We start from the raw sequence: 17,104 nt of genomic DNA, 5'->3' as shown, positions 1-17,104 counted from the left end.
CGCATCCGCAGCGAGAAAGGCATCCGCTGGGGCGGACGCCCCCTCACCACCGCTGCCTGACCAACCCGGCGAACCAACACGGTCACAGCACTAGCGGGGCACCGCGATCATGTGTTTGCCCACGACTCCGCCGCGCTTGAATGCCTGGTGCGCCGCGGCGAGGTCCGCCAGCGGGTACACGCCACCACCGGACGCAGCGCGTCCGAAGCGACATGGTCGGCCCCGATGAGCGCCGACTCGGCATGCCGTCTGGGCTTCGACGAAGGTCGCTTCTGCTGCTGCAGAGAGTGTCACCTGAGGCGGTCCGGCGAGGGTACGAGGTGCGGAAGGCCCACTCGTTCTTCCGCCCACGCGAGGGCGGAGTGGACAGTAGTCGCCGATGTGGCTGGACTGGAGGCGTCGTAGCGGAGTCGTCCATGACGGGTCACCGAGCGGCTTCGGGTGGGTCACGGCGAGTGCGGCCAGGGCGAGGGCCAGCAGGGTCGAGGCGAGGCCGAGGAGCACGCCGACGAGAGTCCAGTGCGGGGCGGGGGCGGCCCGGCCCGACACCGCGTGTCCGACCGCCGTGGCGAAGCCGGGCATCGCGCCCATGGCGAGGGACAGGACCAACAGCACGGCGGGAACCGCGGTCATGGTGTCCGGCACCCGGCTCAGCCGGTTCCGTGTCTCCGGTTCCTCCCGCTCGCCGGTGGTCTCGTACGACGACTCGTCGCCGGGCCGGGGGCCGAGGCCGAAGAACACGCGTGCGCGACCCGGAGCACCGCGCCCGCGGTGACCGCCGACACGGCGACGACCAGGACGGTCAACGGGCCGCCGACCGCCTCCTCCAGCACCGCCTTCCCGAGGCCGATGCCGAAGGGCGGCAGCCCGGCGATGCTCAGCGCGCCGACGACGTACAGCACGGCCACCGCGCGCAGTTCGCGGGCGCGTCCGTGCAGGGCGTGTTCGTCCACCGAGCCGTAGCGGTCCAGGAGAGCGCCGGTGCAGGCGAACAGGGCGGCCTTCACACCCGCGTGGCCCAGGAGGTACAGGGAGGCGGGACCGGGGGTGGCGTCGGCCGGAGCGGGGCGGACGGGGTCCTGTGCCGTGAGCAGCAACTCCTCGTAGTCCCCCGTGCGAGCACGGAGCCGACCATCAGGGGCGGGATGAACGCCGCGAGTACTGCCTGCCATGGCATGCCCTACTTTCTTGGTCGTGGGTTCGAACTGGTCACTCGTAAGATCAGCGGGGCCCAGGGGCTCTGGGGCTATGACTGTCATGGCTGCGCCGTGAGATGGCTGGAAAGGCTTGGCCGCCCGGAGCCCTGTGACGACTCGACCGCCAATTGGGAGATGCGACTCGATCGCTATGTAGGGCAACGTCGGCGAGGTCGTCTGCTGGGCTGTGAATGTGCGACGAGCTGGCGGAGTTGACCGTGCCCGGATATGGGCCGGAGTGGAGATCGGCAAGGAACACCACCACTGCGTGGTGATCAACTCGGATGGTGAGCGGCTGCTGTCCCGCCGGGTCCTGAACGACGAGACGGCCCTGCTGGAACTGATCACCGACGTCCTGGCCCTCGACGAAGACGTGCTGTGGGCGGTCGACCTCAACCACGGCGGAGCCGCCCTGCTGATCGGCCCGCTGCTCAGCCACGAACAGCCGATGGTCTACATCACCGGCTTGACCGTCCACCGCGCCTCGGCCTCCTACAGGGGCGAGGGCAAGACGGACGCCAAGGACGCCTTCGTCATCGCCGACCAGGCGCGCATGCGCCGCGACCTGGGCCTGCTGCGGCCCGGCGACGAGATCGCCGTCGACCTGCGCACCCTCACCGGCCGCCGCACCGACCTGATGTGCGACCGCACTCGCCTGGTCAACCGTCTGAGGGCTCAACTGCTGGAAATCGTCCCAGCGTTGGAGCGCGAGCTGGAACTGACGAGCAAGGGCCCCGTCGTCCTGCTGACGGGCTACCAGACCCCGGCGGCGATCCGCCGCAGCGGCGCGAAGCGCATGGAGACCTGGCTGCGCAACCGGAAGGTCCGTAGTGCCGCGGCCCTTGCCCGGACGGCCGTGGAGGCCCAGCACACTGCGCTGCCCGGCGAGAAGCTGGCCGCCGTTATGGTGGTCCGCCTCGCGAAGGGGGTGATGGCCGTTGATGAGGGGATCGCGGAAGTCGATGCCCTGATCGAGGCCCAGTTTCGCGAGCATCGGCACGCTGAGGTGATCGTCAGCCTGCCCGGCATGGGCAAGCAGTTGGGGGCGGTGTTCCTCGCTGCCACCGGCGGCGATATGGATGCCTTCGACAGCGCCGACCGGCTCGCAGGCCTTGCTGGTCTGGCGCCGGACCCGCGAGACTCCGGGCGCGTCAGCGGGAACCTCCGCAGACCGCGGCGCTTCCACCGCGGCCTGCTCAACGCGATGTATCTCTCCGCGCTGTCGAGCCTGAGGAGTTGTCCGGCTTCCAAGGCGTACTTTGCCCGTAAACGCGCCGAGGGTAAAGGGCACAAACAGGTGCTGTTGGCACTCGCGCGCCGCCGCATCAATGTCTTGTGGGCCGTGATTCGTGACGGTGCGTGCTACCAAGCCACACCCGCTGTCACGGCAGCGGCTTGACATCAGCCTTGGGAAGCCTTTCTCCGGAGAAGTGCGTGGGGCGACGTCGCGGGCGTCCGGTGTCCCCGGAGTGAGGGGATGAATCTTCGTGTGGACGGCCGGTCGGCGGGTACGCGGCATCCCTGAAGATCTGAAGGGCCCGGGCCTTGCTGCCCGTCCCGCCCCCGCCCCGAACGTCCCGAAGCCGAGGAGAACCGTGTGACCTCGCTCCCCACCGTTACGGAACCGGCCGAACCGATCCTCCGCCGGGAGGTGAGGGCATGAGTCTCCGTCGGGGCCGGCCCACCGGTCCCCCCTTCCTGCGTTCGGGGGACGACGTGGGCGACGCGACCACCCGCTATCTCCTGTACGGCCTCCTTCCCGGCTGGTTCGTGCCGGGTCTTGCCGACTGGGTGATGCACCGACGGACCCGGATCGAGGACACCTCCGGCACGAAGGAATCCCTGATCCACGCCCTGATGATGACCGAGGTCGGCATCCCCATCGCGCTGACCCTGCGCTACGAGATCAACCCCCTGCTCCTCGCGGTGCAGTTGGGCGGCGCCGCGGTCCACGAGGCGACCGCGCTGTGGGATGTCCGGACCGCCGTGCGCAGCGAGCGGGAGGTCAAACCGATCGAGCAGCACATCCACAGCTTCCTGGAATCCCTGCCCTTCGCCGCGCTCACCTCCCTTATGTGCCTGCACAGCGATCAGGTCAAGTCCCTTCTGAATGGCGGGTGTTGGGACCCGGACGCCTGGCGGTTCGTGCCGCGTCGGCGACCGCTGTCGCGCGGCTATCTCGCGGGCATCGCCGCCGGAATCGGCGCGTGCGTGCTGCTGCCGTACGGAGAGGAGCTGGTGCGCTGCCGCAGGGCTGCCCGGACACAGGAAAAGCCGGCCCAGGACGAAACCAGATGACTCCTTCCCCTCGTAAGCGAGGGGCTTCTCATTACGCCGTGTTGGCGTTGTGACGGACCAGCCCGGCCCGGAGAACGTTGGTGGCTCCTACGACGTCGGCGTGTGCGGTGTGGCCGCAGGCGACGCAGTGGAACGTGTCCTGTGTGGTGCGGTTGTCCTTGGCGGTGTGCCCGCATTCGGGACATTGCTGAGAGGTGTTGCAAGGGTCCACGGCGATGACGGTCCGGTCGGCGCTTTCAGCCTTGCTGGTGGGGATCGCGAGGAACACCCCCATCCGGCGTCCGAGATCGACCGGTTGATCCCTAACGTGCGCCATCTGGAGTGGTTTCACGACCACATACGCATCGAGGACCTCTTCTTCGACGGCACCCTCGACCCGCACGGCGGCAGCATCCGTCCAGGCGCCGACGGCGCGCCCGGCCACGGTCTGACCCTCCGCGCCGGACAGGCGGAGAAGTACCGGACCGGATAGCGGCGGAACAGGAAGTGAGCGATGACGAACATGCCGAACACGACTGGGTCGGCCGAGCACGACGCCTATCCGCCGCAGGCGCTGCACGACTATGCCTTCCTCGCCGACGGCGAGCGTGGGGCGCTGGTCGGCCCACGCGGGGAGATCGCCTGGCTGTGCGCTCCCCGCTGGCACAGCGGCTCGGTCTTCTCCACCCTCATCGGCGGACGCGGTCTCTACGCCGTCACACCGGCAGGCCGCTTCGTGTCCGGCGGACACTACGAAGAGGGCTCCCTGATCTGGCGCAGCCGCTGGGTCACCGAGGACGGGATCGTGGAGTCCCGGGAAGCGCTGGGGTTTCCGGGGGAGCGGGGCCGACTCGTCCTGCTGCGACGCGTGCGGGCGACCGAGGGACCGGCCCGTGTCCGGGTGCTGCTGCATCCCCGCGCCGACTACGGCACCCAGTCCTTGAGTGAGGCGCGACGCGGCGACGACGGTGTGTGGACCGCACGGGTGGGTGACCTGCACCTGCGCTGGAGCGGTGGCGGCGACGCCTCGCTCTCCGAAGCCGGCTCGATGGCTGGGCAGTTCACTCTCGACCTGGCGCTGGCCGCCGGACAACAGCACGATCTGGTGCTCGAACTGAGTGTGTTCGCGTTGCGTGACGTCCCTCTGCCGGTCCCGTCCACCGAGTGGTCCCGGACCGAACGGGCCTGGAAGGACGCCGTACCCGGGCTCGACGACACGGTGGCCGCCCGCGACGCCCGGCAGAGTTTACGTTGCCCGGCGATCGAGTCGACGGGCGGGGACCTGCGTGAATACCGCCTGGGCCGATGCCCTCGCCACCCTCAACCTGATGTCCCTCTTCGGTCTGCACGCGCCCTGGTCGGACACTTCTCCTCCGCCGAGATCACCTCGCCCCGGGTTCACTCCGTCTCGACCAGGCCATGCGACGCTACGGTGCCGGACCGACAGCCGAGCACTTCTACGACGACCACGTAGAGAACACAGTCCTACTTGCCTCTGGTACGACACTAGCCGCCGCCGCTCCGAACCGCCGAGGAGGCCGGACGGCGGAGCGGCACCGACTCTTGAAGCCCTTCGCTGGCCTCCGCGGCGGTACGCCAGGATCCCGTGTTGCGGGGCACGCGCAACGCGTGCCCTTCCGGCCGACAGGCTGGAAAGAGGGAGCGGCGCGGCTCAGTCGGAGGGATCTTGTGGGGACATCCTCCGGTTGGCGTTCCGGCTTGTGGTCAGGGGATCCCCCGCTCCCTGCTCCTGTTCCGCCGGGTCCTGCTGTGTGTCATCCTCGCGGTGAAGTTCGGTCAGTTCGCGCAATGCCTCGTCGACCGCGTCGTCCGAAGTGCGAGGCTTGGGTGCGTGATTGTCGCTGCTGTGGGAGTCTCCAGTGTTCATGGTGCCCGGGTACCCCCGTGGTTGCATCTTCACCCGGTCGGGACGGACCGGCTCGTGCAGCAGCCCCCGGCGACGGCGTGGGTCCGGATCGTTGCAGGCAGGCAGGGGACCCGACCAGCGCGGCTGACAGACGCGATGTGCGAGAGTGGCTTCCCGTGCCCTGGCCGCGAGCTCACGCGGCGCGGCCCTTGCGGCCCTCATCCGTACAGGACGAACGAGACCGGGGCGAAGAGTGTGTCGGTGTGGAGCCCTGCACCCGCCCGGCAGAGGTGACAAACCGACGGTTCGCGGCACCGGCCCGGCCGGGACAGATCCTTCGCGACAACGCCGCGGCGTCCGGCCCCGGCCTCGGAGATGCTCGAAATGGGAACCGGCGAGTCGGTGTTTGCCGTCCGGCGAAACGGGCTAGTCGGGACACATGAAAGTGAGCAGCGTCATTCCGACCGAAGTCGTACCGGCCTCCGCGGGCACCGCAGAGCTTTCCGCCAGCGGCCAGTCCCTGCTGCTGGGCGCTCTCGACACCCTGGAGCGGGCCAAGTTCCTGGACTCCGCCGTCGCACCGATGCAGCGGGCCGTCCGCGCCCTGCCCCTGGGATCGCTGCGGGACGTTCTGCACGGCAGGCAGCTGGGTCATCCTGCGCATCCGGCGATGGTGCAGGTACCGATCGGGGCTTGGCTGTCGTCCGCGGTGCTGGACGTCCTGCCCGGCTCAGGCCGTGGCTCCCGCGTACTGGTCGGCCTCGGCACGGTGGCTGCCGTGCCGGCTGCCCTGGCGGGCTGGGTGGACTGGGCGGAACAGCACGAGCAGCAGATGCGGACTGGGTTGGTTCACGCCTGCTGCAACGCGCTGGCCGTGTCCTTGTACACCGCTTCCTGGGTCGCGCGCGCCCGCCGACAGCGGCTGGGCAAGGTGCTCGGCCTCGTCGGTCTGGCGGCGGTGGGAACGGGCGGACTGATCGGCGGCCACCTCGCCTACCGCCAAGGCGCAGGGGCCAACAAGACGGAACCGGTCCCGCATCTGGTGAAACCCGGCTGGCACCGGATCGGGGACCGCGACGAGTTCCCGACGCAGACGCCGGTGCGCTGCATGCTGGGCGAGGTGCCGTTGCTGGTGTACCGCGCCACGGCCGACGAGGTGCACGTACTGGCCGATCAGTGCAGCCACTTGGCGGGCCCGTTGTCCGGCGGCGAGACAGCCGACGGGTGCGTGACGTGTCCGTGGCACGGAAGCGTATTCAAACTCTCGGACGGAAGGAACGTGGCCGGTCCCGCCACGGCCCCGCAGCCGTGCTTCGACACCAAGATCGAGGCCGACGGTTCGGTCATGGTCCGGCTGCCGGGAGCGGGCTGACCCGTTCGACACCCGGGCGCGTGGCCGGGCCTCGGCGGGCGTAGGCGGAGCCGGCCCGCGGGCGGACGAGGGCGCCAGCTCAGCTCAGTCAACTGCCGGGAGGCCCGTTGCACCAATACTCGTCATTCCTGGCCTGAGCGGTCCGTACTGCGTCCGGAGTCCGAGGCGTGGTGCTCCGTGGAGGCCGAGACGTACGCACAACGGAACCGAACCTCCACCAGACTGCCCGATCAAACAAGATCACCGAGGACGATCACCGAATCCGCCAACAAAGTCCTCCAGGACCAGGTCAAGTTGACCAAAGACCAGACCCTGCGGGCACACGAGCAGGCCGGTGCCGGGCCGCAGTAGGTCAGTCCTCTGCGACGACGCGGAGGGTTTTGGCTTCGGTGTCGACAGCGTCCGGCACGACCATGCCTGCCTCGACGCCGGTGCGCAGGTATTGCACGATGTCCGCGGTGAGGCGCTCGCCGGGCAGAGCCGCGGGGATCCCGGGAGGGTAGGGGGTCAGCATTTCGGCGCTGATCCGGCCGATGGCCCGCTCGGCGGGGATCTGTTCGGTCCGGCCGAAGAACGCGTCGCGGGGCAGCATGGCCTGCTCCAGGCGCAGCCTGCTCGGTGACGGAACGTCCACCCGGGGAGCCGGGCGCAGATCCCCGGCGTGGGCGGAGACGTCGCGGAGGGCGGCCAGGAGGATGGCTGTGGTGTTCTCGTCGTCGGCATGGGTGAGCTGGGCACTGATCCGGCGGTGGTCGGACAGGTGCAGGTTGACCTGGTGGTGCTCCCGGATCCAGTCGGCCGCCCGGTATCCGGTGGTCTCCAGGGTGGTGATGTCGATGATGATCTGCAGCGGGTCCATGTCTGCGGCCCGGTCGGGTCCGCAGAAGTCGTCTCTGCCGTGGACGTGCATGCCGTCGATCGCGGCGATCTGCGTACGAACGTCGGCGGCAAGGGCCAGCGCGTGGTCGTAGAGCGTCTTGCCGTGCTCGACCATTTGCCTGCGCCAGCCGTCCAGCGCGGCGTAGAGGAGCACGGAAGGGCTGGTGGTGCCGAGGAGGTCTTCTCGGCCCTTGAGCACTTCCGGTTTGACCAGGTCGCCCTGGAGGTGGAACACCGAGCCCTGCTCGAGGCCGGAGCCCATTTTGTGCACCGATGTTACGCAGACATCGGCACCCGCGTCCATGGCCCAGGTGGGCAGCCCGTCGTGGAATGGCAGGTGCGCGCCCCATGCCTCGTCGACGATCACCGGTTTGTTTCTGGCGTGGCACACCGCGGCGATCGCGGACAGGTCCACGCAGGTGCCGTAGGGGGTCGGGCTCGTCACCAGAGCGCCACGGGCCTCGGGATGCTCTTCGAAGGCCGCTGCGAACGCTTCTGCCGACGGCGGGTGCGCCAGATGCCGCTCCGCATCCCACTGCGGCTCCACCCACACCGGCTTGATTCCGGACAGAATCAGCCCGGACACCACTGACTTGTGCGCGTCCCTGCCCACGAGAAGTTTCTCGTGGGGACCGGCGACTGACAGCATCGCCGCCTTTACCGACAGGGAACTGCCGCAGGTGGAGAAGAACGTGTGCCGGGCACCCACCGCGTCGGCCATGAGCGCCTGCGCTTCGTCCAGCACGCCACGGGAGGAGCGGCGGTCATCGAGTCCGGAAGTCGCCAGCACGTCCGAATGGAAGACAGCTTCACCCAAAACGGCGCGGACCCTTGGGTCCGCGCCCCGGGCCTGTTTGTGGCCCGGGGGAGTGAAGGGAGTCTGGCCGCTCGCGTGATAGGCGGCCAACGCTTCCAGGACGGGTGCTTTCGAGTGGTCCATGAGTGCCGACTGCCCTCCGGAGTTCGGGTCAAAACCGAACCAAGTGACTCATGGGGCTCACGGGCGACACGCGTCCGCCGACTTGTCGGGACGCAGCACACTGGGGCCAAGCGGATATTTCCGGAAAGTTCAAGGCCTCCAGTCCGGGTGAGCGCACTGCCTTCAGTCGGTCGACAGCGCCTGGAGGAGGTCACCGACCTTCGGATCGGTCAGCGCGCGGGCGACATCGGCCTGGGCAACGATGCCGACGAGGGTATGACCGTCGATGACGGGCAGACGGCGCACCTTGTGCTCACTCATGGTGCGTAGGATTTCCTGGGCGTCGTCCTCGGCGCCCAGGGTGACGGATTCACCTTGCGCAAGGTCGCCCGCCTTGCCTGTGGCCGGGTCCTTGCCTGCGCCCAGGACCTTCACCACGATGTCCCGGTCGCTGAGCATGCCCTGAGCCGCTCGTCCGTGCCGCAGATCGGCAGGGCACCAACCCCCAGCTCGGTCATCTTCTTCGCGGCGTCCAGCACGGTTTCCTCGGCGTCGACGCACTGGGCGCCGGCCGTCATGATCTCGCGTGCCTTCGTCATGCGGTGGCCCTCCTTGGTCATCGCCTCGATGCGCCTGGCTGCCGAATCAGTTGGGGACCGGATACTGCATGAGCGTTCCCTGCGCAAAGGGGATAACGGCTACGCCCCCCATCAACCGGCCGCCAACTCCTGTACCGCTCGACCCGTACCCGCCCGGCATAGGCGCACCGGCCCTTGTACTCAACCTCTTCCTCGGAGATTTTCCTCAGCGCTGGCATGGCGCGCCTCTCGGGCCGGGCCGGACCGCCGATATGAGTTCCCCGCGGATCATCATCGGTATCGCAACTCCTGCCCTATGTGTCGGCCGCGGCTTGTGCTCGGTGGAAGTTCCACGCCTGCTCTGCCACACCATCCGTTCTCAGGATGTCCGCGGCCGTGCAGGCAAGGCCGGTTGCTGCTGCCAGCATCACGTCACGGGCTCTGGGAGTTGCGGCGGCTGCGGCGAACTCCGGCGTGTGGTCGCAGGCGTCGGGCTCGGTGATGGCGACGAAGGGATGGATCGCCGGTACCCGGGTGCTGACATTGCCGATGTCGGATGAGCCGAGGTAGATCCCTGGTTCCGGCTCGCGCATGGCGATGCCGCACCGCCCGATGTGGTGGGCGAAGCGCTGTGCGAGGACATCGTTGCTGCGGAAGTGGTCGTAATCGACGCCGACACGCTCGATGTGTACCGTCGTGCCCGTCGCCGCGGCCACCCCCCGCGAAGCCTGCTCCAGCAGCGCGGCGAGTTCCTCGCGCGCGGCGGTCGTGGCGCCGCGCAGGCCGAACAGGCCCTCGGCGTACTCCGGAACGATGTTTGTAGCCCGCCCGCCTTCGGTCACGATGCCCTGAGCGTGGGAGCCGGACGGCAGCCGTCGCTCGAGCACGGCGAGGGTGTTGAACAACTGGATGAGCGCGGCGAGGGCATCGACGCCCTCTGTGGGATTGCCCGTGGGGTTGGCAGCCCGCCCGTGAAACCCAATGCGCAGCTGCGCGTGCGCTGTCAACGGCGCATAGAACCAGTCACGTGTGCCTGGGTGAAACATCAGCGCGGCATCGGCCCCTTCGAACAGTCCGGCGTCGGCTTCCAGGACTTTGCCCCCTCCGCTCTCCTCCGCAGGGGTGCCCACCGCCAGGACCGTCCCGAGCCCCTCGCCGAGCGCCGCTTTCAGGGCGAGCGCTGCTCCCAGGCCGGCGGCGGCGATCAGATTGTGACCGCAGGCGTGACCCAGTCCGGGCAGGGCGTCGTACTCCAGGAGCAGCGCCACGCATCGTCCCTGTCCCCCACCGGCGCGTGCGGTGAACGCGGTCGGCATGCCGGCCACTCCTCGATTCACGTGAAAATTCGCCGCTGCCAGTTCCCCTGTCAGCAGGCGCGCGGCACGGTGCTCCTCGAATGCGGTCTCGGGATCGCCGTGCAACTCAAGCGCCACCGACCACAGCCGATTGGCCCGCATCGCCACTTCCCCGCTGATGCGGCTGTACAGGGGATTGGGATCGTCCGCCATCGCGCCCTCTCCTCGCCACCATTGTCGCCTCCCTCAGACGCATACCCCCGATGGCACTTCACTCGTCCGCAACCGTCGATGGTATGTCGGCGCGTATGGACGCGAGCCAATTGCCGATCTGTTGGGAAGGAGGACTCGCGCTTCCGCCCCCCTGACCCAGCCGCCGCCTACCCCCGCCGGGCAGCGGCTTCAGCAGGAGGGATCGAAGAGCGCCGCAGCAGCGCCATCTGGCAGGCCTGACTGACGGTCAGTGAGTGGGTCAGCTACTGATGGTGGCCAGGCCGACGATTCCGGCCGCGCACATGACGAGGACGGTGAAGCTGTCTGTGCCTATCCGCAAGTATTGGCGCTTGGGTCGGAAGACAAGGCCGGCCACGTAGACGCCGGTCAGGACGATCCCCAGCGGGTCAGGTAGATGTTCGTGTGGTGGGCTGCGGGCAGGACCGGTTTGCCGGGAATGAGCGTGGCCAGCAGAAACAGCACGGGCAGGAACGCGTTGCCGCCGAAGATGTCGCTGATGGCGAGTTGATGGTTGCCCAGCTTCGTCGACGTCAGGCCGGTACTGGCCTTGGGTAGAGTGGTCGCCGCCGTCAGGGCCGTGGCGCCGAACAGACCCTGGCGGCCGAAGAACTCTTCACTGTAGCGCTCGATGAGCACGTCAGCGGCGTGTGTGAAGTGTGAGCTGAAGAAAACCCTTCGAAGGTAGGCGTAGGGACCACCATTTGCCTGCTCGTCAGGTGTCGTGTCCCCTACTCCAGGTCTTGCGCAGGTGTGGCGCGAAGCAGGCGCCTTCCGCTGAAGCGGTTGTCACTCTTTGGTCGCCCGCACGACAACCAGTTCCTCGGCAGTATCCTGCTCCGAGAGGAGACCGCGTTTCCGCAGCCAGGACAACCGCCCGGTCATGACGGGGCCGAACGGGATGGTCGCGCGTTCACGGACCGAGGCTCGCAATCCGGCCTCAGTCAGTTGGCGCACAGTGCTCTCGACGTCGCTCACTGCGGAGTGCACCAGCAGCAGCAGCCCCCCGGGCCTCAGCACCGCTGGCGCTCTGGCGCAGATCCGGTCGAGCAGCAGGCGGCCGTCGTACCCGGCGTCCCAGGCTGTGCGAGCCCCCCGCCGAGGCGCTCGCGCGCATGGGGTGGGAACGTAGGGCGGGTTGCTGACCACGACGTCGAAGGAGTTGTCCGCGATGTCCGTGAGTAGATCGCTGCGGCGTGCGGTGACCGCCAGCCCGGCAAGTGCCGCGTTCAACCGGGTCGACAGCACGGCTCGACGGCTGACGTCCACGGCGCTGACGCGGGCACCGAGCTGGGCGGCGCAGAGGGCGAGGACGCCGCCCCCGGTGCAGACATCCAGGACGTCCATGCCCGCGCCGATCGCTTCCTTACGCATCACCTCAGCGAGTAGGAAGCTGTCCGCCTGGGGCGCGTACACCCCAGGGAGCCGCCAGGTCCTGGCCATCAGCGGCGTCGGTCCGGGCGCAAAACTCCTAGAATACGCGTCCAGGTTCTTGCGCGGGGCATCCGGTCTACCGTTGGGCCTCAGCATCGTTGCCTCCCGGGCTTCGGCCGCGCAGGGAAGCCCGACCGGGCGCCACGCGGTTGGAGAGTGCCGCGCCCGGCGTAGTGGCCTACGGCAACTGCGCGCTCCGGGCCGACAACGAACGTCGAGAGCCTCATCAGATCGCAGATCAAGCGCTTCCACACTCCAAGGGCATACAACGGAACGCGGGTAACCCCTCAGTGCCCACGTGAAACATGCGGCACCCGTTTCCCGGAGCACGCACCTCTAAACGACTCCTGGGGGTGTCCGGGTCTCGCTCACGGGGCGATGCGCTGCGGCCCATGCTCCTCCGTTCGATGGGTACCTGAACGGCGCACGAACCTCGGGTCCTCACGCCGGGCGAGGGGAACCAGGAGGAGGGAGACTGGCGCCTATGCCACAGACAGCTGTCATCGTCATCGACATGATCAACGCGTACGGGCACGAGGATGCCGAGGCGCTCGTGCCTTCCGTCCGCCAAGCGCTGCCCCACATCGCCCAGCTCCTCACGCGTGCCCGCGAAAGCGGGACGCCCGTCATCTACGTGAACGACAACTTCGGGCGGTGGCGCTCGCACCACGGAGAACTCCTGGACGCCGCGCTCGCCGGGCGGCACCGTGAACTCGTCGAGCCGGTCTCTCCGGACGAGGATTCGCTCTTCGTGGTCAAGGCCCGCCATTCGGTCTTCTACGAAACGCCGCTCGCCTACCTCCTGGGCCACCTGGGTGTCGAGCGGCTCGTCCTGTGCGGGCAGGTCACGGAACAGTGCGTGCTGTACTCCGCGCTGGACGCCCACATCAGGCACTTCGACGTCATCGTCCCTCCCGAGGCAGTCGCGCACATCGATGCCGACCTCGCGGACGCCGCCTTACGGATGATGCAATGCAACATGGCCGCGATGACGTGTTCCATAGATGCCATCACCTTCGATCCGGCCCGCTGACTTCGCTCTTGCGCCAGCTGTCCGTAGCGGCGTCGTACGCCACGAGACCCCGCTCTTCGAATGCGCGCAGCCACCCCTGCATGGGCCAGGACCCCCAACGTGCCTTGTACAGCGCGCCGTTGCGCAGGATGTCGTCGAGGTGCTGGACGGGCGGGCTGTGCGTCGGATGGTGCTGGTGGTATGCGGGAGCTCCGCCCACCCACCACAGATCGACACCGAGCGAGGTGGCGCTCATGGCGAAGTCGGTGTCCTCGGCACCGTAGCCGGTGTAGGACTCGCAGAACCCTCCGATCCGTTCCCAGGTGCCCGCCGTGAGAGCGAAGGAGAGTGACCAGAACAGGCGGGGGTCACCGGCTCGCACGATATGCCCGTCGGCGGGAGCGGGACGGGCGGAGTGAGGCGTGGCCATGGCGTCCAGTTCGTGAAGCCGGTAGCCGCGGGATGGTGGCGGCGGGAGGTAAGCGACGGTTCCGCACAACAGGGCGCCGTCAGCGGCAACTTGTGCGTAACGCTGCACAAGCGCCGGGCCGGGCACACAGTCCACGTCCAGGAAGACCAGTAGCTCCGCGCCAACTGCGAGGGCGCGTACGGCTCCGGCGTTGCGGGCGGCGGCCAGCGGCAGGCGCCCGTGCAGGAGGGACAGACTGCTCACGTCCGCGGCAGGATCGCGCCCGGCGGTGAGGCGGGGGATGCCCGGGTCGGCCATGGCTACGATCACGTAGTGATCGGGGAGGCAGGTGCTGGCGGCCAGGCCGTCCTGTTGGAGCAGCAGGTGGGCGTGCCGGCCCGCCGCAATGGTGATCACTGCTGTGCGCATGCGTTCCGCCGGGATGCGCGGGAGGACAGGCGGGCGAGGAGTCCCGCGGCGCGCCGTGCGCCGTCGCCCGGTGACCACTGGGCCCAGCAGTCCGGCCGCGCGGCCGCTTCTTCCAACAGGCCGGCCCAGTCCGGTGGTTTAGGCCAGGTGTCCCGTACGGTCACGAGTCCCGACGCGCGCAGCGCCCGAGCGGTGGCGTGCTGCTCGCCGTAGGGTCGTTCCTGTGGGATGACGATGGTGGGGACTCGGGCGGCGGCGCATTCCGCGATGGCGTTCTGGCCGGCGTGGGTGACGACCACCCGGGCGCGGCAGAGCACTGGCCACGGGTCCTCGATCCATGGTCCCTCTGGGCCGCCTAGGACGGTCCACATCCAGTCGGGGGTGGCTGCTGCCGCCTCCCTCAGGCGCTCGGCGTCGAGATCCGTGCCGCCGGCGCCGAGCATGACCACGACCTCCTTGCCGGAGGGTGCGGCAGATGACCGGAACGCGGGGCGGGCCCGGCCGTCGTAACGCGAAATGCTGCCCGTGTGCAGGGTTTTGGCGAGCCAGTGGGCCGGCCATCCCGGCTCGGGCAAGGAGCCCGGCCAGGGGGCCAGGAGGGCGTCGGCCAGGTCGTAGCCCAGCCGGTGGGCCTCGTCATAACGGTCGCCGCGCATGGCCGCGACGACAACCGGGACACCCATGAGCCTGGCCAGGGCGGCGGCTTCCACTGACACGTCGCTGACGAACAGTCGGGGCTCCTCGCGCCGGATCCAGTCGGCGATGACGCCCATGCGTTCACGGTGCCCCGGATGGTGCAGGGGTGCCCAGTGCAGGCGCCCCCGGGCCGTGGGGTCGAGCGGTTCGAGCGCGGTGTCGGCCGGCAGGGAAACCCACGGTCCCAGCCATCCGGAAGGCCGGGACAGCGAGGAGAGGACGGTGACCTCGCACGGTACGTGGGCCGCGATGCACTGGGCCCGGTGCAGGTGCCCGCGCCCCTGATGGTGGACGTAGTAGCCGATCACCGCGCCACCTCCTCATACAGGGCGGTGTAGGCACTCGCGGCCTGGTCGAGCGAACAGAACCGTTCCGCCCGCCTGCGAGCCTCGGAGCGGTTCAGCTTCATGGCGCGCGGGATCAGTTCCGCCAGAGCCGCCACGTCGCCCGGCGGCGCCAGCACACCACAGGCGGGGGTGAGGATCTCGGCGAGCGCACCCCGGTCGAAGCCGCACACGGGGGTTCCGCAGGCCAGCGCTTCGGCGACCACGAGGCCGTACGGCTCGTCCCATCGTGGCGTAACCAGGGCGGCGCCTGCCGTTCCCAGCAGTTCCACGAGCCCGGATCGGTCGAGATGGCCCACGTACCGCGCCCCCTCACCGAGTAGAGGCTCGACCTCCTCCTCGAAGTAGCGCCCGTCCGACACCGGCCCGGCGAGCCGCAGCGGAACCCCGGCCGACCGGGCGGCCCGGATCGCCAGATGGGCGCCCTTCTCCGGGACCAGGCGCCCGGTCCACACGAGGTCGTCACCACCGGGACCCGGCCTCCAGAAGTCCGTGTCGATGCCGTTGCGCACCACTCGGGCCCCGGGCACACTGGACCGCCAGGCGGAGGCCGTGAAATCGCTAACCGCAGTGAAGACCACCGTGCAGGCGTCGCGGCACTGGATGGCGGACTCCAGCCAGGGCGTGGGCGGAGTGTGCAGGGTCGTGATCACCGGCACCCGAAGGGCTGGCGCCATCGCGATCGGCAGGTAGTGCAGGCTGTTGTTGTGCACGACATCGAACCGGTTCGCGCCGTCTTCGGCCAAGTCGAGCATGAGCCCGAGGTAGGCGTGGTGCTCCTCCATCCAGGCGGCATCGGGCATGCTGACGTCCGCGCGCGCAGTGGAACTCAACGTGGCTCTGCGCACGGGCAGTTCGCGTGCGTCGAGAGCCGGATCGGAACCGGGCGCCGCGAACAGCTCCACATGGTGGCCTCGCCGCGTCAGCGTATGGGCGAGTCCCCACGTGTGTGCTTCGAGGCCACCGGCGAACGGCTCGCTGATCGGAAAGCGTGCGGACGCGATCAGTGCTACCCGCACGACGCCTCCCGTACGACGTCGTCGTAGAGTGCGTAGTGGGCGTCGGCGATGTCAGACCGTTCCTGAGCGCGCTGTCGCACGCTCGCTCGGGGTGCAGGCCGCTCGTCGAAGGCCGTGAGCACGGCCTTGCGCAGTGATTCCTCGTCCAGACCGCCGTCCTGGGTGTGCCCGTACGTCAGACATGGCCGCTGCTGGGCGTAGAACCCGCAGTCCGGTGCCGCGACCGCGGTGCCCAAGTCGTAGCACGCCTCCAGCCATCCGGAGTGGGTGCCGAACAGATAGGGCAGTACCGATAGGTCAAGCGATGCGAGGTAGTCCCAGAGCTGCTCGTCGTTGTAGTAGTCGTGCACGTGAAGGGTGAGGCGTCCTCGATCGGCGAGGTCGCGTAGCACGTGCACGAGCGCCGGGGATGCGGCGTCTGCCACGTCACGGTGGATGTTCACCTGGACCTCCGCGCCAGGGAGTTCGGCCACTGCCTCGGCGAGGACACGCACGACGGGCAGCACGGACATGTTGGGGCGCAGGCTCTTGGCGTGCACCCCAACGCGGAAATGGTTTCGCTGAGGCCGCGGCTGGGCCAGCCGTGGCAGTTCGACGACGTGGGGATGCGGCAGGACGGTGGCCGCACGGCTCCACCGGTCGTGGATAGCGCGGGCGGCACCCGGGGTGAGCGTGATGAGCCGGTCGGCGGCGGGCACGATGACGTCCAGGGCCGCCTCGTGGATCGCGGGATCGGGCTGATGCGGATTGCGCAGATCGTGCACCGTGTAGACGAATGGCTTGCCGTGGCGTCGCAAAGCGTCCACGAGGTCGGCGAGCTGCTCAGGACTCTGGGCGTCGAACCCGAAGTGCAGATGGAAGACGTCGAAGTCCTCATGGTGCTCGCGCACCCAGGCTGGGTCGAGCATCACCGGGGGCCACCAGCGCTGAGACGTGCTCGGCGCACCATTAGGCCGCGGATCTCGCAGACGCGTGACACCATCGGATTCTGGTACGGAGCAGTGCCGTACGTATACGTGCCCCGCGGGCACCGAGGCGACCCGGATCTGACGTGACCCGCGGGCCCGTGGCGTCGATTGATCGGACACGTGTGTCCTCCAATGCTGGGGGAGCCGGGCGGGGCCTGCCCGTTCCAGTGTGTGGAGCG

The 17,104-nt window shown here is 68.9% G+C and carries 13 protein-coding genes and 5 pseudogenes; 7 read left to right on the top strand and 11 right to left on the bottom strand.

Annotation, left to right across the window (positions count from 1 at the left end):
• Positions 1-369 precede the first annotated feature (369 nt).
• Positions 370-1,034 (bottom strand): annotated as a pseudogene (locus ACIRB1_RS45595) (proton-conducting transporter membrane subunit); the annotation flags it as partial.
• A gap of 355 nt (positions 1,035-1,389) precedes the next feature.
• On the opposite strand from ACIRB1_RS45595, the gene ACIRB1_RS45590 reads away from it, so the two are divergent.
• Positions 1,390-2,595, top strand: a complete 1,206-nt coding sequence (locus ACIRB1_RS45590; protein WP_403469861.1) for an IS110 family transposase — start codon at positions 1,390-1,392, stop codon at positions 2,593-2,595.
• 260 nt (positions 2,596-2,855) lie between these two features.
• Positions 2,856-3,494, top strand: coding sequence for a diguanylate cyclase (locus ACIRB1_RS45585; protein WP_403469860.1), 639 nt, complete (start codon positions 2,856-2,858; stop codon positions 3,492-3,494).
• A 31-nt stretch (positions 3,495-3,525) separates the two neighbouring features.
• Here ACIRB1_RS45585 and ACIRB1_RS45580 read toward each other — a convergent pair.
• Positions 3,526-3,797: pseudogene (locus ACIRB1_RS45580) on the bottom strand (zinc ribbon domain-containing protein); the annotation flags it as partial.
• A 4-nt stretch (positions 3,798-3,801) separates the two neighbouring features.
• Here ACIRB1_RS45580 and ACIRB1_RS45575 point away from each other — a divergent pair.
• From ACIRB1_RS45575 to ACIRB1_RS45560, 4 genes and pseudogenes are all read left to right on the top strand, one after another.
• Complete coding sequence (locus tag ACIRB1_RS45575; RefSeq protein ID WP_403469859.1) at positions 3,802-3,966, top strand: hypothetical protein; 165 nt, start codon at positions 3,802-3,804, stop codon at positions 3,964-3,966.
• Positions 3,967-3,987: 21 nt separating this feature from the next.
• A pseudogene (locus ACIRB1_RS45570) lies at positions 3,988-4,416 on the top strand (trehalase-like domain-containing protein); the annotation flags it as partial.
• Between the two features lie 358 nt (positions 4,417-4,774).
• A pseudogene (locus tag ACIRB1_RS45565) lies at positions 4,775-4,949 on the top strand (iron-containing redox enzyme family protein); the annotation flags it as partial.
• A gap of 836 nt (positions 4,950-5,785) precedes the next feature.
• Positions 5,786-6,712 (top strand): Rieske 2Fe-2S domain-containing protein, encoded by a 927-nt coding sequence (locus ACIRB1_RS45560; RefSeq protein ID WP_403469858.1) that lies wholly within the window; start codon positions 5,786-5,788, stop codon positions 6,710-6,712.
• A gap of 352 nt (positions 6,713-7,064) precedes the next feature.
• Here the strand turns inward: ACIRB1_RS45560 and ACIRB1_RS45555 are convergent, their stop codons facing one another.
• The 5 genes and pseudogenes from ACIRB1_RS45555 to ACIRB1_RS45535 all read right to left on the bottom strand — a co-directional run bounded on the left by ACIRB1_RS45555 (position 7,065) and on the right by ACIRB1_RS45535 (position 12,057).
• Entirely contained in the window at positions 7,065-8,531 is a 1,467-nt protein-coding gene (locus tag ACIRB1_RS45555) for an aminotransferase class I/II-fold pyridoxal phosphate-dependent enzyme (protein WP_403469857.1), read from the bottom strand.
• Between the two features lie 162 nt (positions 8,532-8,693).
• Positions 8,694-9,109 (bottom strand): annotated as a pseudogene (locus ACIRB1_RS45550) (CBS domain-containing protein).
• A gap of 293 nt (positions 9,110-9,402) precedes the next feature.
• A complete protein-coding gene (locus ACIRB1_RS45545; RefSeq protein ID WP_403469856.1) occupies positions 9,403-10,596 on the bottom strand; it encodes an amidohydrolase in 1,194 nt (397 codons plus the stop codon).
• Positions 10,597-10,983: 387 nt separating this feature from the next.
• Complete coding sequence (locus ACIRB1_RS45540) at positions 10,984-11,253, bottom strand: hypothetical protein (RefSeq protein ID WP_403469855.1); 270 nt, start codon at positions 11,251-11,253, stop codon at positions 10,984-10,986.
• A gap of 150 nt (positions 11,254-11,403) precedes the next feature.
• A complete protein-coding gene (locus tag ACIRB1_RS45535; protein ID WP_403469864.1) occupies positions 11,404-12,057 on the bottom strand; it encodes a HemK2/MTQ2 family protein methyltransferase in 654 nt (217 codons plus the stop codon).
• Positions 12,058-12,532: 475 nt separating this feature from the next.
• Here ACIRB1_RS45535 and ACIRB1_RS45530 point away from each other — a divergent pair, with 475 nt between their 5' ends.
• Positions 12,533-13,081, top strand: a complete 549-nt coding sequence (locus ACIRB1_RS45530; RefSeq protein ID WP_403469854.1) for a cysteine hydrolase family protein — start codon at positions 12,533-12,535, stop codon at positions 13,079-13,081.
• Here the strand turns inward: ACIRB1_RS45530 and ACIRB1_RS45525 are convergent.
• Genes ACIRB1_RS45525 through ACIRB1_RS45510 form a run of 4 tightly spaced genes read right to left on the bottom strand, consistent with a single transcriptional unit; the run spans position 13,059 to position 16,865 of the window.
• Positions 13,059-13,898, bottom strand: coding sequence for a glycosyltransferase family 2 protein (locus tag ACIRB1_RS45525; protein ID WP_403469853.1), 840 nt, complete (start codon positions 13,896-13,898; stop codon positions 13,059-13,061). The two genes, ACIRB1_RS45530 and ACIRB1_RS45525, sit on opposite strands and share 23 nt — an antisense overlap.
• Positions 13,883-14,902 (bottom strand): glycosyltransferase, encoded by a 1,020-nt coding sequence (locus ACIRB1_RS45520; RefSeq protein WP_403469852.1) that lies wholly within the window; start codon positions 14,900-14,902, stop codon positions 13,883-13,885. Before ACIRB1_RS45520 ends, ACIRB1_RS45525 begins: the two co-directional genes overlap by 16 nt.
• Positions 14,899-15,957 (bottom strand): glycosyltransferase, encoded by a 1,059-nt coding sequence (locus ACIRB1_RS45515; protein WP_403469851.1) that lies wholly within the window; start codon positions 15,955-15,957, stop codon positions 14,899-14,901. The genes ACIRB1_RS45520 and ACIRB1_RS45515 overlap by 4 nt, the downstream gene beginning before the upstream one ends.
• Positions 15,948-16,865 carry a glycosyltransferase family 1 protein gene (locus tag ACIRB1_RS45510; protein ID WP_403469850.1) on the bottom strand — a complete coding sequence of 306 codons (918 nt, stop codon included), beginning with the start codon at positions 16,863-16,865 and terminating at the stop codon, positions 15,948-15,950. The genes ACIRB1_RS45515 and ACIRB1_RS45510 overlap by 10 nt, the downstream gene beginning before the upstream one ends.
• Positions 16,866-17,104 lie beyond the last annotated feature (239 nt).

This window comes from Streptomyces sp. NPDC096013 (genome assembly GCF_044763565.1).
GTDB lineage: Bacteria > Actinomycetota > Actinomycetes > Streptomycetales > Streptomycetaceae > Streptomyces.
The sequence above is the reverse complement of the archived record's forward strand: the minus strand, read 5'-3'. Positions and strand labels throughout refer to the sequence as shown.